The 15,828-nt window shown below is 44.2% G+C and carries 11 protein-coding genes; 5 read left to right on the plus strand and 6 right to left on the minus strand.

All coding sequences use genetic code 11. The features are described 5' to 3' along the window. The first annotated feature begins 192 nt into the window (after window positions 1-192). On the plus strand, window positions 193-1,644 hold the full coding sequence (locus tag MD536_RS00820; RefSeq protein ID WP_239594793.1) for an APC family permease: 1,452 nt from the start codon (window positions 193-195) through the stop codon (window positions 1,642-1,644). A gap of 40 nt (window positions 1,645-1,684) precedes the next feature. After that, window positions 1,685-2,671 carry a bifunctional heptose 7-phosphate kinase/heptose 1-phosphate adenyltransferase gene (locus MD536_RS00825; protein WP_239594794.1) on the plus strand — a complete coding sequence of 329 codons (987 nt, stop codon included), beginning with the start codon at window positions 1,685-1,687 and terminating at the stop codon, window positions 2,669-2,671. On the opposite strand, the gene MD536_RS00830 is transcribed toward MD536_RS00825, so the two are convergent. Both MD536_RS00830 and MD536_RS00835 read right to left on the minus strand, forming a co-directional pair. Next, window positions 2,664-3,290, minus strand: coding sequence for a DUF4230 domain-containing protein (locus tag MD536_RS00830; protein WP_239594795.1), 627 nt, complete (start codon window positions 3,288-3,290; stop codon window positions 2,664-2,666). The genes MD536_RS00825 and MD536_RS00830 overlap by 8 nt on opposite strands. Continuing rightward, the gene (locus MD536_RS00835) at window positions 3,287-3,856 is read right to left on the minus strand and encodes a DUF4230 domain-containing protein (protein WP_239594796.1); all 570 of its coding nucleotides are present in this window, start codon (window positions 3,854-3,856) and stop codon (window positions 3,287-3,289) included. Before MD536_RS00835 ends, MD536_RS00830 begins: the two co-directional genes overlap by 4 nt. Window positions 3,857-3,889: 33 nt before the next feature. Here MD536_RS00835 and MD536_RS00840 point away from each other — a divergent pair, with 33 nt between their 5' ends. Next, window positions 3,890-4,570 carry a 2-C-methyl-D-erythritol 4-phosphate cytidylyltransferase gene (locus tag MD536_RS00840; RefSeq protein WP_239594798.1) on the plus strand — a complete coding sequence of 227 codons (681 nt, stop codon included), beginning with the start codon at window positions 3,890-3,892 and terminating at the stop codon, window positions 4,568-4,570. Here the strand turns inward: MD536_RS00840 and MD536_RS00845 are convergent. The 4 genes from MD536_RS00845 to MD536_RS00860 are packed head-to-tail and all read right to left on the minus strand — an operon-like array spanning window position 4,567 to window position 10,582. Next, window positions 4,567-5,484, minus strand: coding sequence for a GNAT family N-acetyltransferase (locus MD536_RS00845; protein WP_239594800.1), 918 nt, complete (start codon window positions 5,482-5,484; stop codon window positions 4,567-4,569). The two genes, MD536_RS00840 and MD536_RS00845, sit on opposite strands and share 4 nt — an antisense overlap. Then, window positions 5,466-8,186, minus strand: a complete 2,721-nt coding sequence (locus MD536_RS00850) for a M1 family metallopeptidase (RefSeq protein WP_239594802.1) — start codon at window positions 8,184-8,186, stop codon at window positions 5,466-5,468. Before MD536_RS00850 ends, MD536_RS00845 begins: the two co-directional genes overlap by 19 nt. Window positions 8,187-8,192: 6 nt before the next feature. Then, complete coding sequence (locus MD536_RS00855) at window positions 8,193-9,611, minus strand: sugar transferase (protein ID WP_239594803.1); 1,419 nt, start codon at window positions 9,609-9,611, stop codon at window positions 8,193-8,195. Continuing rightward, a complete protein-coding gene (locus MD536_RS00860) occupies window positions 9,608-10,582 on the minus strand; it encodes a Gfo/Idh/MocA family protein (RefSeq protein WP_239594807.1) in 975 nt (324 codons plus the stop codon). The genes MD536_RS00855 and MD536_RS00860 overlap by 4 nt, the downstream gene beginning before the upstream one ends. A gap of 213 nt (window positions 10,583-10,795) precedes the next feature. On the opposite strand from MD536_RS00860, the gene MD536_RS00865 reads away from it, so the two are divergent. Together MD536_RS00865 and MD536_RS00870 are read left to right on the plus strand one after the other, a co-directional pair. Beyond that, entirely contained in the window at window positions 10,796-13,999 is a 3,204-nt protein-coding gene (locus MD536_RS00865) for a SusC/RagA family TonB-linked outer membrane protein (RefSeq protein WP_239594809.1), read from the plus strand. Between the two features lie 34 nt (window positions 14,000-14,033). After that, a complete protein-coding gene (locus MD536_RS00870; protein WP_239594811.1) occupies window positions 14,034-15,791 on the plus strand; it encodes a RagB/SusD family nutrient uptake outer membrane protein in 1,758 nt (585 codons plus the stop codon). Window positions 15,792-15,828 lie beyond the last annotated feature (37 nt).

Below are 15,828 nucleotides of genomic sequence, written 5' to 3' on the forward strand. Positions count from 1 at the left end.
AAGTGAAAAAGGTGAAAGGTGAAAGGTGAAAAGTGAAAAAATACTGGACCCGCGGATTCGTCTGCGGGTTTTTTGTTCCCGGCCTCACTGGTCTCCCGTCTTCCTTGTCTCCTTTGTTTCCTCTTCCTTTCCTCCATCTTCCATTCTTCCATTCCACCTTTATTCCTATCTTCCATGCTTAACTAACTGCTTATGGCCCAGGAAGGCGCTTCGTTTAAACCCACACTCGGATTATTGGATGCCACGATGATTGTAGCAGGATCCATGATCGGCTCAGGCATCTTTATTGTTTCATCAGATATTGCACGCAATGTTGGCAGTGCCGGCTGGTTGATTTTTGTCTGGTTACTGACCGGCTTTATGACATTAACCGCTGCCCTGAGTTATGGCGAATTAAGTGCTATGTATCCCAAAGCAGGCGGACAATATGTTTACCTCAAAGAGGCCTATAACCCGCTTATTGGGTTCCTATATGGCTGGAGTTTTTTTGCGGTTATTCAAACCGGTACCATTGCTGCAGTAGGGGTAGCATTTTCCAAATTTGCAGCCTATATCTTTCCCTCGCTCAGCGAAAAAAATATCCTGATTGATGCAGGTTATATTCAAATATCCTCTGCACAACTGGTAGCTATCCTGGTAGTGGTAATTCTCTCTTTCATAAATACAAGGGGTGTCAAGGAAGGCAAACTGATCCAGACCACCTTTACGCTGGCCAAACTGCTGGCTTTATTCGGATTGATCGTATTTGGTTTCCTGATCGGTGCAAAAGCCGGTATCTGGGATGCCAACTGGGCTGATGCCTGGAGTTTTGGCAAGCTGGCTAAAACGGAAGCCGGTGATGAAGTTGTGTATGTAGGAGAAACAGTCAAAAAAACTTTTTATGAAAACTGGCCTGCAATTATTGGGGCCTTATCCGCCGCGATGGTAGGTTCAGTGTTCAGCAGTGATGCCTGGAATAATGTAACTTTTATTGCAGGAGAGATTAAGCGGCCGGAGAAAAATATCGGTCTTAGTTTATTTCTGGGAACCTTGATTGTGACCATCATTTATGTTTCTGCCAATCTGATGTACACAGCAGTGCTGCCCCTCAATGAAATTGCGTTTGCACAGGATGATCGTGTGGCAGTTGCAGCATCGCAGAATATATTTGGAAGTGTTGGTACAATTGTTATCGCACTTATGATCATGGTTTCAACTTTTGGTTGCAATAACGGCCTGATCTTATCAGGTGCCAGGGTATATTACACAATGGCAAAAGATGGTTTGTTCTTTTCCTCTGTTGGTCGCCTGAATAAAAATGGAGTGCCTGCCAAAGCCCTCTGGATCCAATGTGCCTGGGCCAGCCTGCTTTGCCTTAGTGGAAAGTATGGGGATCTGCTCGACTATGTAGTATTTGTGGTGCTGATCTTTTATGTTCTGACCATCCTCGGCATCTTTAAACTGCGCCGCAGTAATCCGGATGCACCAAGACCTTACAAAGCGTTCGGTTATCCCATCCTTCCAGCTTTGTATATCCTGCTGGCAACTGCCATGTGTTTTGCCCTCTTGTACACAAAACCTAAATTTGCATCCTTCGGATTACTGATTGTACTGGTTGGTATTCCGATTTATTACCTGGCGGTGGCTAGGAAAAGTGAGACGTGAGATGTGAGACGTGAGAAGTGAGACGCAAAAAAACTAATCCATGAATTTTGATCAGCTGTTTGATGACTTTAGCAAGGTGAAAGTTGCGGTGGTGGGAGATGTTATGCTGGACACTTATTGGTGGGGCCATGTGGATCGCATTTCTCCGGAAGCACCAGTTCCTGTAGTGGCTTTGGATAGCAGTGAATTAAGAATCGGTGGTGCCGGTAACGTAGCACTCAACCTGGTAGCCCTCGGAGCACAGGTGCATATTTTCTCCGTGATGGGAGAGGACCAGGACGGTAAACAACTGGATCAATTACTGACCGACAGCAATATTGATACTTCTTATATTCTTTTCAGTCACGAAAGAAAAACAACCAACAAAATCCGCGTGATTAGCCGAAACCAGCAAATGATGCGACTGGATTCGGAAACCATAAAAGACCTGAGTGCTACAGAAGAGGAAGCAATTTTCGACAGGATTTCAGAATATATTCAGAAGGAACAACCCCAGGTGCTGATTTTTGAAGACTATAACAAAGGGGTACTCACAGAATCCCTGATAACAAAGATTATATCCCTTTGCAAACAGCAAGGAGTGCTCACTACCGTAGATCCGAAAAAGAAAAACTTCTTCGCCTATAAAGGTGTGGATATATTCAAACCGAATCTGAAAGAAGTAAGAGAAGGATTGAATCTCTCCCTGGAAAAAGTGGATCAGGCTTCCCTTTGTGAAGTACACAGCAGATTATCGCAGGAACTCGGTCACGCTGTTTCTTTTATCACCCTTTCAGAGAAAGGCGTTTTTGTCCAACAGGAAGAAAAAGCTTTTCAGCTACCTTCCCATATGCGCAACATTGCAGATGTCTCCGGCGCTGGCGATACGGTTATTGCGGTTGCATCAATTGTTTATGCAGTGACCAAAGATATTCGCCTCTTTGCAGCAATGGCCAATATTGCGGGTGGATTGGTTTGCGAGGAAGTGGGTACTGCAGCGATTGATAAAAAACGTTTTCTTCAGGAATGCAAGCAGTTACTTAGTTAGTAGCTACCCGTATTTTTTGAAATCCCTGCAGTTCCAGGAAATTCCGCAGTACTTTTAATGCCTGTTCATCCGCTTTCTCGAGTATACCTTTTTCGGTTGCCCGTTGTCGTAACTTTTCACTGGCCTGTGATACCAGTTTATTGGTTTCGGCCTGCGACCAATTCCCATCTTCAATAAAAATATCCGTGCCGGAAGGATTCACAATGATATCCTGAATGCGGGCAGCAGGGATCGTTACCGATACTGAATCATCACTGATAAAAACTGCATTCGATTCCAGCCTGCTCAAATCTGTACCGGCTATCACTTTCCCTTTCACTACCAATACCAGTCGCTCTGCCTGTACCAGGGGAACCGGACTTATATAATCCAGTATTTTTTTCGGAGAGCCTGAAGGAACCGGACGAACCTGGCTCACTACTACTTCATCGGATGATTCAATAGTAAGAAGAGTCGCGATTTGTTTGATTTCCGTGATGAGCAGGGGTGTTTCTTCAATCAGAACAGTACTCGCCTTAAACCAGCTGCTGACAGATGGTAGCCAGTTTAATTTCACCAACAAGCTGTACAGCAGTACAACAATTACTAAAGCTGCCACTATTTTCACTATTCCTCTCATCGTAGTATGCTGGTGGGTTGATCCGTAAATTCAATATTGATTTCTTCATATCCCAGTTGCTGGCAAAACCGTGTGATCCAGTCACGGGTATGGGTACGCGCTGTTTCAAGTATGCCGGTTTCGGGTATAGCAGCTTCAATCTGCTTCTCCGCCTGTGCTAATAAGGCTGTTTTTTCCTCCTGGCTGAATTCAGAACGAAGCAGCCCCACTTCTTCATATTCCAGTCGTATTTTTTCCGGAGGTAGTTGAACAGATAGTAGCTTGGGAGGTGGCAATTTAATCCGGATGGATTTTCCAGTACTTGTTATATCATCCTTACTTAACTGGGTCAGATCTATTCCTGCTTTGAGACTGGCTTCCACACTTAGCAGAATTTTCCGATCCCCGATTTTATACCAGGTCTGGTTATCGCTGGCCTTTACAATTTTGGTAACCGTATATTCAGTGGTAGCCAAAGCCCCCATTTCTTTTATCGCCAATACCTTATCCTCCTTTGGGATGGATGAGCTGCAGCCTGCCAGCAGGAGAAGTAAAAGTCCGTTCAGATACTGCACAAATTTGCTCATATTTGCAAATTACGTCTTTCGTAATTTGATCATATGGAAAAATATGCAGTGGTTGTTGCGGGCGGGTCCGGACTTCGGATGGGAACAGCAGTTCCTAAGCAATTTTTGATGCTGCGGTATCAACCAGTACTCTGGTATACACTTACGGCTTTCCTGGATTCTTTTCCAGATATGCAGATCATACTCGTATTGCCGGAACACCATATGGAAACAGGTAAAACTATTTTGCGCTCGACTTATGACCCCGATAGAATCTGGATGACAACCGGTGGCGAAACCAGATTCCATTCTGTAAGAAATGGGCTGCAGCATATTCAGCGACATTCCATTGTTTTTGTGCATGATGGTGTGCGTTGTCTGCTGACCCCTGATCTGATCCGTCGTTGTTATAGTGGTGCAGTGGATAAGGGTAACGCAATTCCAGCAACCACAGCAGTTGATTCCATCCGGATGGAAACAGTTAATGGTGCGGTTTCCATTGATCGGGATAGAATCCGTCTGATACAAACTCCCCAGACATTTTATTCAGACATTATTAAATCTGCTTTTGAACAGGATTTTCATGAGTCCTTTACAGATGAAGCCAGTGTAGTAGAAAAACTGGGTGTTAAAATCAACCTGATCGAAGGTGAGATAACCAATATCAAAATTACCCGGCCGCTGGACCTGTTAATAGCTGAAAAAGTATTGGAAGAAAGAGAGATGGGCCTTTAATAACGGGGCTTAAGCCATCGCAATGGAAATGGCAAATCATTCCAGGCAATAAAATAATAGGGCTCATTGACTGCTCCAAAGTTTTGATAAAAGTGTGCAATACCAGGGAGATCGGATCCTTCCATATCCAGCCAACTCAGCTGCCCTGCAAATTCCCGGATTAACTGATCCAGTAAATAATGATTGGCTGCTTTTTTTCGGGCATGGGGTACCGTTATATTGGCGAGTAAATAAAGCCGCTCACTGTCTTTCAAACAAAGACAGGCTGCCTGAACTTCATTCGCTAACCGCACTTCCCGTATCACCAGTTGCCGTTGTCCTATTTCTGAAGTACAATATTGTAAGAGACGACGGTAATCCTGGTTGGAATAGCTCAACGATTTTCCATAAGTCTGTTGATACAAGGAAAGCACACTATTCGGATGATCAGCAGGCCGGTATTCAAATGCATACTGCGATGCAATTCTCCTGTTTTTCTGAAGATCGGTTTTGTACTGCGATTCGATACCCGCATAAGCCGGTTGCAGGTTCACCAGGTAATTATTTCTTTCTTTCGTGTAGTAATTGTTGTCAGCTGGATTGTTGGCAAGATTAAACTCCGCAAACCGGAATCGCTGCCTGCAGGCAGAAAGGAAAAGATGGATGAGGGTGCTGTCAACTGGCGCCAACGAATGGATTGCTGTTTTTTGAATAAATGCTGGTTGATACAGATATGCTATTCCCCATTTGGTACGCGGAAAAACTGGCAATACCGCTTCGTAAGCTTTATAAATAAAGGCACCCCAGTTGTCTGCCATGGCACTAAGAAAGGCAGGATCCGCATAGAGGCTGGTTGTCCCGGTTAAACGCTGCCATTTTTCATAAGAAAATTCAGCAGCATCAACGTATTGTATGGTTATTGTGTCATCAGCCATTTCTTTGCCGACAGGTTTTGAATATCTATGCTGAATGAAATTGTTTTCCAGAATCTTTTTTCTCCCAATGTAGATTGATGGTAGTTGCGGAATACTTTGGAATTCACAATGGGAATGTACAGGTTAACCAGGTTTCGGAATAAGGAAAACTGCAACCCTGCATCCATTAAAAATCGCCCATCTTCCTGATCCTCTTCCCAGGCACCAGCATAGGTGCCGATATCCATGAATAATTTCATTGGAATTTTTACCGGCAGTTTACTTAAGGGATTTAAGTTGGCCGGAATATCTGCAGTAAGATTCAGCGCAGTTAACCAATTGTCAGACCTTCCTACTTTACTGCTTAACAAATCGGTTCGTACTTTGAACCCGCCATCCCGCATCATGATCTGCTGGCTTTTCCATCCGGTGAATTCATTTCTGCCGGCAAAATAGTTGCTGTAGGTATAATCTTCAAAACCATTGGCACCAGTCATGTTCAGGTAATACCGGCTGTTGGTCAATTGCTTCTCCACAGTGTTTGCTCCATGAGGAATAAACTTGCCGGCAAAGAACCTGACCTGCAGGCCACCACCTTCCGGTTTGGGATAATTCAGGAAATATTGAGCTGTGAATGAAAGTCGCGAAAATGTATTCCCCACCTCAATGCGCCCATCCAGGCTGTATGGATACAATATCCGATGATTGGCATGGAAGATACGCAGTTGTTGCAGGTTCCTGTTTACCGGATTGATTTCATCTATGAAGGAAGTATCCGTACCATCAATAACCTGTCGGGTTTTCAGAAACTCCTCCCGGAAAAAATAAGAGGTAAACTGAAGGAAGCTTTCTTTTTTAGAAACTGCCGAAGGTTGGGCAAAATTGATTCGCAGATAGGGAGCCAGTTTCAGAACGCTGAATTGAAGATCGGTAGTACCGGCCTGAAATGCATCCATGGTAACCTTCATCATCGAGGCACCCAACACCCACTCCTGTATTGCTAAAGCAGTATTTTTTTCACCCTTACTGAACCAATGCTTGCTGATATGCCCGATACCTCCCAGTTCCTTACTACTGGTTCCATAAGTAGGTGCAAGAAAGAATCGAAACCGGCTGAGCGGAAGCTGATAGTTATGAAAAAAAGCACCCACCTGTAAACCATCATAGTGATTATATCCAATAGCCGGACCAATTCCCAGGTATTGAAATTTATCCGTTTGCCGGCTGCTGAATAAAAAAACAGGTTTGATTTTTCGTCCGGATACATTCAATAACGGATCATTGGTTGGAATAGGAGTTGAACCTGCGAAACTGGTTGCAAAATCGCTGCTGTCTGCGTGCCTGTACAGGTGCTTCTTTACGTAAGTACGCATCATCTCATCAAATCGTTCAGCGCCCAGCTTTTTTTCCAATTGTTCCAGTTGAAGGGCTGTTTTCTCATACACCATCAATCCATAATTAATGGAAGTCAATTCTTCTGATGGCAGCGCAGGTGATTGATCTGCATGAATGCTTTCCAACCCCTGTATCAGTGGCAATGAAATATTATCCGGGAATCTGTTTGCCGGGAAACCGTCAGGAGCGTCACCAGGATAGAATTGCTTTTTGTATCGGTTATCATAAAAGCTGTTAAGTCCTTCATCCAGCCAGGGACTATTTCTTTCATTATTTGCAATGGACAATGCGAACCAGTTATGACCGGTTTCATGTGCGATGGTAATATCCAGTTCCTGTTGATCGCGGAGCTGGTTCAATACTGTGATCGTTGGATATTCCATACCTCCTGCTCCGGCACCCTGGTATCCATCTACAATGGTCATGGTCGAATAGGGATAATCACCCAGCCAGGCGGACCGGGTACTAATAGCCCGCTTCAGATAAGTCAGACTATTCTCCCAATAGGATTCATTTTGTTTCAATACCGCAGATTGCAGTTTAATAATTTTTCCAGATGCGAGTTGTACCGTGTCCTGTTGCAGTAAAAAGTCTTTCGAAACAAACCAGGCAAAATCAGTACAGTTCACCTGGCTGAATTCAACTACTTCATTACTGGAAGTTAAACCTGACTCACGCTCACCAGTAGCTGCTATTTTATAGCCCTGCGGAACGGTTAGGCGAACCCGGTAGTTACCGAATTCATTGTAGTATTCACCCTGATCCAGATAGGGCATGGGATGCCATCCCTGGGCATCGTACACAGCTGGTTTGGGATACCATTGGGTAATGGCATAAAAACCATTCTTATGTCCCGATCTTGAAAACAGCAGCGGAAGTTTGACCTGGAAGCTATTTACAATTTTCACCACTTCACCAGGAGCCAGGGGATTCAACAACAGGAGTTTACCAAAATCCTGGTGGAGGGAATCTTCCTGCCATTCCAGCAACTCGTTATTCACAGCAAACTGCAGGCGGTTGATATAACCGCGGTCTTCTTCCTTGCTGAAATAAAAATCAAGGCGGTTATTTTGAAGGAGTTGTTCACTGAATGCTGTATGATCGTTTTTATAGGCATTGGGCCAGATATGCAGGTAGATATAGTGCAGTGTATCCGGACTGTTATTGAAATAATGAATCACCTGCCGGGCAGATATGGTGTGGGTGCTAGGGTTTAACTCAGCTTCAATGGTATGATCCACGCGTTGTTGCCAGTAATCCTGTGAAAAACCAGGCAACTGGCAAGCCATTAAAAAAGGTAAAAGGAATATTTTTTTCAGCTGGTACATGAGTAGTTATTTTCCTTTTCCTGCAAAAATGATCCGGATGGTGTACAGCATGATTTTGAGATCAAGTGCCAGAGAAATATTTTCAATATAGAGCAGGTCGTATTTCATTCGTTCCAGCATTTCATCTACATTTTCTGCATAACCAAATTGTACCATGCCCCAGGAAGTGAGTCCGGGTTTTACATGCAGCAAATATTTGAAATAAGGATTGCGTTGCATGATCTGATCAATATAGAACTGTCTTTCAGCTCTTGGCCCAACCAGGCTCATATCACCACGAAGGATGTTCCAGAGTTGAGGAAACTCATCCAGCCTCCATTTGCGCATGTGGCGGCCCCAGGGAGTAATGCGGGGGTCGGTGGTAGAAGAAAGAGCCGGACCGTTTTGCTCAGCATCCTCAAACATGGATCTGAACTTAAGCATGGTGAAAGGTTTGCCTTTATAACCGATCCGTTCCTGTCGGTAAAGAATGGGTCCGGGTGAAGAAAGTTTAACCCGGATGGCGACATACAGGAAAACAGGCGATAAAAGCAGCATGCCTGTCAATGAAACGAAAACATCTGTTATGCGTTTGATATTCTGTTGCCAGGCTGGAATCAATCCGGTGTGGATATCGTTTAAAAAGGGACTGAAAACATTTTCGGTGCGAACTGCACCAGACAAAATGGAAATGGTGGAGGGGACCATTTTGATTTCTACATCTAAATCGCTCAATCGTTTCAAATAGTTTGCTGTGTCTGCCTCTATATTGGATTCAAGTGCCAGCACCACAAGTTGTATCTGGCATTGATCAATGATAATCTCCAACTGATCGGCGGTGCCCAGGTAAGCAAGTGATTTGCTCAGACTGTTGGGAGCAGGAGCAATATAACCCTGGAAATGGTATCCCTCTTTTCTCAGCTGCCTTGCATTGGCTTTGTAGACAGTAGCAGCAAGACCGGAATCAGCAACAAGAAGGGATGGAAATTTGATAGTACCCTTTCTCAATTGTTTTTTTACCCGTTCTAAAAGCATCCATCTTCCAAGGAAACTAACACCAATCTGGCTGAGTACGAAAAATGCAAAGGTTTTATAGTAGTAAGCAAGACTTTTATCCTCATCATTTAGGAGGATCACAAAAAAGATGGCAATGCATCCGATCAGGCTGGCCACAACAGTAGTGGTGAACTCCCCCAGTCTGGATTTTTTATACAGCGACTGATAGGATCCAATAATTGCATAAAAGAGTACCCAGCAAAAAGGCAGGATCAACCAACCCTGAAGAAAGCCCGGATTCAAAAACAATCTTCCATCCTGAATATTTGGAAAACCCAGGAGCTGATTGCGATAGAGATAAAAAATAAACCAGACAAGCAGGGCTGCCAGGTAATCGCTCAATGCATACCAGGCTGGTGAAATAACAGGTTGGGAAGATTTCCGACTCAACTATTGATAGTGTTATGGCGAATCTTGGTTAAAATCTGGTGCGCAACTTCCATTGCCCTGAAGCCATCCACTTCTGAAACAACTGTAGGTGTGTTGTGGAGGATAGCATCCCTGAATTCTTCCAGTTCTTTTTTGATAGCGTTTACCTCCGGTACTGATGGATTGGCTACAGCGATGGTCTTTTTCCCTTTTGGCGTATCAATATCAAATTCAAACACATTTTCATCCGCGTCTGCCTTCAGGCGGATTACTTCTGTTTTCTTGTTCAGGAAGTCGATGCCAACATAAGCGTCCTTCTGGAACAATCGCATCTTACGCATTTTTTTCATGGAAATACGACTGGAAGTGAGATTGGCAACACATCCATTGTTAAACTCTATTCGTACGTTGGCGATATCCGGGGTATCAGTCATAACAGCCACTCCACTGGAAGAAATATTCTTTACTTCACTTTTAACCATGTGCAGGATGATGTCAATATCATGAATCATGAGGTCGAGGATTACGCTCACTTCGGTACCTCTTGGATTAAACTGGGCCAGGCGATGTACCTCAATGAACATCGGGTTCAGCTTTAAGTTTTTGGTTGCCAGGTAGGCGGGGTTGAATCGCTCTACATGTCCCACTTGCATTTTAACATTGGACTCTTTCACCAGCTTAACCAGTTCCCTGGCTTCATCCATGGTATGGGCAAGTGGCTTTTCCACGAAAACATGTTTCCCATTGCGTATAGCCAGCTGGCAGAGTTCAAAATGAAAATTGGTTGGGGCCACGATATCTGCGGCGTCAATGGCCTGGAGCAGGGCTACAGGATCCGCAAAGCGTGGAATTCCATATTGTTTACTGACTTCTTCTGCCGTTTGGTCATTGGGGTCAAAAAAGCCGACCAGGTCAACGCCGGCAATTTCTTTCCAGTTGTTAAGGTGAAATTTTCCAAGATGCCCGGTACCAAAAACACCAATCTTCAACATAAGCAATAATTAAACAGCAAATATAATCAAGCCTGTTAACCTATTCTAAGTCTTTATAAAACAATGAATTCTGAATCTTGAATTCCCCTGTTTATACAAATTAACCAAAATTGATACTTTATTAACATTTTTTTTGGCGCTTCTTATCAAAATGTTAAATTCATGGTGTCTTACTCTAAGACTTATTAGTAAAACCAAATTAACTGATTGCTCATGCCAAAAAAAATCACCCTGCCCTTATTGGGCAAATTTCTAACGTTTTTATTGCTCATGGCTTCTCTCAGTGCACAGGCACAGAAGGCCATTTCGGGCAAACTGGTTTCTAAAACCAACCAGCCATTGCCCGGTGCCACCATTACGGTAAAAGGCACCACTGTAGGTACAGCTACTGATGAACAGGGAAATTTCCGTATTACCTTACCTGCCGGACGGAATACACTGGTTATTTCGAACGTAGGGTTCACTACTAAAGAAGTAGTTGTTGGAGACGATACGAACCTGAATATTACACTCGACGAAGATATTTCTGGTTTGAGTGAAGTGGTAGTTACTGGTTATAGCAGCCAGCAGCGAAAGAACATCGTTGGTGCTGTTTCCACTGTAAAAGGGGAGCAGCTGGCAGCGGTTCAGACAGGTAACGTAGAGCAGCAATTTCAGGGTCGCGTACCTGGTTTGACTGTAATTACCTCCGGACAGCCGGGTACAGTAAGCCAGGTAAGGATTCGTGGATTTGGTTCCTTTACTCCTGGTGGAAACGATCCGCTGTATGTGGTGGATGGAGTTCCTACCTATAATATTGACTTCCTGAATGGTAATGATATTGAGTCCACTACTGTACTAAAAGATGCGGCTTCTGCATCTATTTACGGTGCCCGTGCTTCTGCAGGTGTGATCCTGGTTACTACCAAAAAAGGAAAATCCAGCCAGGGCATTCGCGTTACGTATGACATGTCTTACGGAGCTACTGTTCCTGGAAAAGGTTTACAACTCCTTACTCCCCAGCAACAGGCAGATATGACCTGGGTTGCGTTGCGCAATGCAGGCCAGCCCCTGACCCACCCCCAATATGGTAGTGGTGCTAATCCGGTGTTGCCTGATTATCTGAAAGTTGGTGATGAGTTTGGATTAAGTAATTTATCGCCAAGTGATCCAAGACTGGATCCTGCCCGTTTCAACACCAACTTTGATGCGGGTGCTATTTACCAGGTAATCCGTGCCAACAAAGCAGGTACAGACTGGTATGGTGCATTAACAGAAACCGGCAGGATTCAGAACCATACACTTGGATTGAGTGGTGGAAATGAAAATGCCCGTTATTATGCCGGTTTCAGTATCTATGATGAAAAAGGTACAGTGTTAAATACCTTCCTGAAGAGGTATACACTTCGTTTGAACAGTGAGTACAAAATCGGTTCTCATATTCGGCTCGGACAGAACTTCCAGTTTACCTATCGCGAAAACCCCAATATTGGTGGTCCGCAGGGGGAGAATGACATCATGTTCGCGCTTACCATTAACCCTCTCATTCCTTTATATGATGAAGGAGGTGGGTTTGCTGGAACTACTGCACGTGGATTCAACAACTCAACCAACCCGGTGGCCCGTCGTATCCGTTCTAGAGATAATAAAGGATTCAGCGGTGGTGCGTTTGGTAATATTTTCGGAGAAGTTGACTTCGCTAAACATTTTACATTCCGTACAAGCTTTGGTGGAAGTTTCTTCTACTTCCAGAACCGTTTCCTCAACTATAGAACTTATGAGAACTCTGAAAACGTAGGTAACTATACATTCGGGGAAGGCGCAGGTAATGGTGGCGACTGGACCTTTACCAACACCATCCGCTATGGTCAGGAAATTGGTAAACACAATGTGAACTTCATTGGAGGTATTGAAGCAATCAGTTATGGTTATTTCCGTGGTCTGAGCGGACAAGGATTAAATCCATTCTCAATCGATCCAAACTATGTTACTATCACCAACACCGACCCTAACGGTCGCCAGGTAAACAGTAATGGTAGTCCGTTTATCAAACTGTTCTCTCAATTTGGTAAAGTGGATTATTCTTATGACGATCGCTACCTCTTTACCGGTACACTGCGCAGAGATGGTGCATCTGTATTTGGAGAAGACAATCGCTACGGTGTATTCCCAGCCTTCTCAGCCGGTTGGAGAATTACACAGGAAAACTTCATGCGTGATACCAAGTGGATCAATGAACTGAAGATCCGTGGTGGCTGGGGTAAAATGGGTAACTCAAGAATCAGTCCGAACAACCTGTTCAATACTGCAGGAGCGCAGGCACTTTTCGGATATGACCTTGCAGGCGCTAACACCAGCACAAGTCCTGGTCTGGCCTTAACCGGTATCGGAAACCCTGCAGCTAAGTGGGAAGAAAATACCACCATTAACGTAGGTTTTGATGGTACCTTCTTCAACAACAAAATAGATGTAATATTTGACTGGTATACCCGTAGAACCAAAGACCTTTTGTATCGGGACCGTCTGCCTGCAACTGTAGGTAATGCTACCCCTCCTTTCATCAATATCGGTTCTATGAAGAACAGCGGTATTGACCTGATGGTTACCTATAAAGACAGGATAAGCAGCAAGTTCCGTTATGAAATGGACTTCATCTTTACCAAGTACACCAATGAGATCACCAAAGTATCTGATGCCAGATCCTTCTTTGATGAATCCTTCAGCGGTCGTATTGGTGGAGGTATTGTACGTAATGCTGTAGGCCAGCCGGTTTCTTCCTTCTTTGGTTACAATGTAATCGGACTCTTTGCAGATGCCGCAGATGTGGACAAATCTCCCGATCAGGATGGCGCAGCTCCCGGCCGTTTCAAATATGAAGATGTGAATGGTGACGGACGTATTAATGACCAGGATCGTACCTTCCTGGGCAACCCTAACCCAGACTTCTCTTATGGTTTCAACGCCCGCCTGATCTTCGGCGATTTTGATGTGGAAGCCCTGTTCTATGGTGTCTATGGTGGTGAAGTATTGAACTTTACCCGCTGGTTTACTGATTTCTATCCTTCTTTCGCGGGAATCGGAAAATCTGACCGCGTGCTGGATGCCTGGACTCCAGACAATAAAGACACCAAAGTTCCCATTTTTGAAAACGTTTCCAACTTCTCAACCAACGGTGTGTTGAACTCTTACTACGTTGAGAAGGGTAGTTACTTCCGCTTAAGAAGTTTGAAACTGGGTTATGTTGTACCTTCTGCATCATTAAAGAAATACGGAATTGATAAGCTGCGTTTCTTCCTACAGGGAACCAATCTGTTTACCATTACTAAGTACACCGGTAATGATCCGGCTGTAAGTGGTGTGGATACCAACTTTGGTGTGGACGTAGGTAACTATCCTACCAACCGGCAGTTCCTGTTTGGATTAAGTCTTGGCTTTTAATTCTTGAATTTGTGAATGCTTAAATTGTTTTAACATGTTAAAGAAGAGAATCGTATACATTTCGGGTTTCCTGCTCAGTGCTGCGGTGCTGTTGGTTGCCTGTGATAAAAAATTCCTGGATCAGGAAACAACGGGATTGTTGACAGAACAACAGGCCCAAAGCCTGAAAGGGGCTCAACAATTTTTAGTCGGATCCTATGCTGCACTGAAAGGTATTGGCTGGGAAGGTGGTGGATCCAACTGGGTATATGGAAGTATAGTTGGTGGTGAAGCCAACAAAGGTTCTGATGCGGGTGATCAGGCGAATATTGTGCCGATCCAGCAATACGCACCATTGCCAACTAACAGTTATTTCAACATCAAATGGCAGGCATTGTATGAAGGCATCGCCAGAACCAATGCAACCATCCGTATTTTGAATAACCTTTCAGAATCGGATATTTCTCCTGCTGCCAAACAACAGATGATTGCCGAAGCCCGCTTCCTGAGAGGTTACTATCATTTTGAGGCAAAAAAGATGTGGAATAACATTCCATTTGTGGATGAAACCATCAATGTATCCAGCGCAAAAGTTGGCAATACAGAAGATACATGGCCAAAAATTATGGAAGATCTGAGTTTTGCAAGAACCAACCTGGCAGCAGTTCCGAATGCTGTTGGTCGGATCAATAAGTGGGGAGCAGATGCTATGTATGCTAAAGCGTTATTGTTCCAGGGAAAATATGCGGAAGCTCGTCCGATTTTTACTGATATCATTAATAATGGTAGAACATCCAATGATATCCCTTATGATCTGGCTCCTTCTTTCCATGACAACTTCAATCCTGACCGGGAAAATGATGCTGCCGTTCGCGCAGAATCAGTTTTCGCTTATGAAGCATCTATCAATGATGGTTCCGGCGGATTTAATGCCAACTACGACCATATCCTGAACTTCCCCTATAATGGTGGTCCTGGTGGTTGTTGCGGATTTTTCCAGCCTTCTTTTGAGTTTGTGAATTCCTTCCGCACCAATGCGAATGGTCTTCCTTTACTGGATGGATCTTATAATGTTGGCGCCAACCAGGTTAAAAATGACATGGGATTGGAATCTTCAGCTGCTTTCACACCTGATGCTGGTAATTTGGATCCACGTCTCGACTGGACAGTAGGCCGCAGAGGTCTGCCTTTCCTTGATTGGGGTCCTCATCCGGGTAAAGCCTGGATCCGTGATCAGGGTAATGGTGGTCCTTATGCCCCCAAGAAAATGTCTTATTATCGCAGCCAGCAAGGCAGACTTACCGATGGTACCAACTGGACCAGTGGTCTGACTTCTACCAACTATAAGATCATTCGTTTTGCGGATGTATTGTTAATGGCTGCGGAGGCAGAAATTGATGGTGGCGGATCACTGGAAACTGCCAGAGGTTATGTTAACCAGGTACGTGCCCGTGCAGCAAAACCAGAAACCTTCGTAGTTGACGAGGATGGTAATAATGCCGCCAATTATGTAATTGGTCTTTATAACACAGCCTGGACCGATGCCAATGTTGCAAGACAGGCGGTTCGTTTTGAAAGAAAACTGGAACTCGGTATGGAAGGTCATCGTTTCTTTGACCTCGTACGATGGGGTGTTGCAGATGTAGAATTAAATGCCTTCCTGAATTATGAAAAACCCAAACTGAGTGCTGGATATGGTTCAGCTACCTTCACAAAAGGTAAGAATGAATACTTCCCGATTCCTCAGGATCAGATTGATCTTCATACTTCCGGAGGTTCATCCACACTTCAACAAAATCCTGGTTATAACTAATCAAACCGGTAACATTTTGTAGATTTATAATGAAAAG

Origin of the sequence: Flavihumibacter cheonanensis (genome assembly GCF_022352215.1) — a bacterium.
Classification (GTDB): domain Bacteria; phylum Bacteroidota; class Bacteroidia; order Chitinophagales; family Chitinophagaceae; genus Flavihumibacter; species Flavihumibacter cheonanensis.

Excerpts from the sequence above, each read along its gene's own strand:
- MD536_RS00820 (WP_239594793.1), top strand. The coding sequence starts at position 193 with ATGGCCCAGGAAGGCGCTTCGTTTAAACCCACACTCGGATTATTGGAT.
- MD536_RS00825 (WP_239594794.1), top strand. The coding sequence starts at position 1,685 with ATGAATTTTGATCAGCTGTTTGATGACTTTAGCAAGGTGAAAGTTGCG.
- MD536_RS00830 (WP_239594795.1), bottom strand. The coding sequence starts at position 3,290 with ATGAGAGGAATAGTGAAAATAGTGGCAGCTTTAGTAATTGTTGTACTG.
- MD536_RS00835 (WP_239594796.1), bottom strand. The coding sequence starts at position 3,856 with ATGAGCAAATTTGTGCAGTATCTGAACGGACTTTTACTTCTCCTGCTG.
- MD536_RS00840 (WP_239594798.1), top strand. The coding sequence starts at position 3,890 with ATGGAAAAATATGCAGTGGTTGTTGCGGGCGGGTCCGGACTTCGGATG.
- MD536_RS00845 (WP_239594800.1), bottom strand. The coding sequence starts at position 5,484 with ATGGCTGATGACACAATAACCATACAATACGTTGATGCTGCTGAATTT.
- MD536_RS00850 (WP_239594802.1), bottom strand. The coding sequence starts at position 8,186 with ATGTACCAGCTGAAAAAAATATTCCTTTTACCTTTTTTAATGGCTTGC.
- MD536_RS00860 (WP_239594807.1), bottom strand. The coding sequence starts at position 10,582 with ATGTTGAAGATTGGTGTTTTTGGTACCGGGCATCTTGGAAAATTTCAC.
- MD536_RS00865 (WP_239594809.1), top strand. The coding sequence starts at position 10,796 with ATGCCAAAAAAAATCACCCTGCCCTTATTGGGCAAATTTCTAACGTTT.
- MD536_RS00870 (WP_239594811.1), top strand. The coding sequence starts at position 14,034 with ATGTTAAAGAAGAGAATCGTATACATTTCGGGTTTCCTGCTCAGTGCT.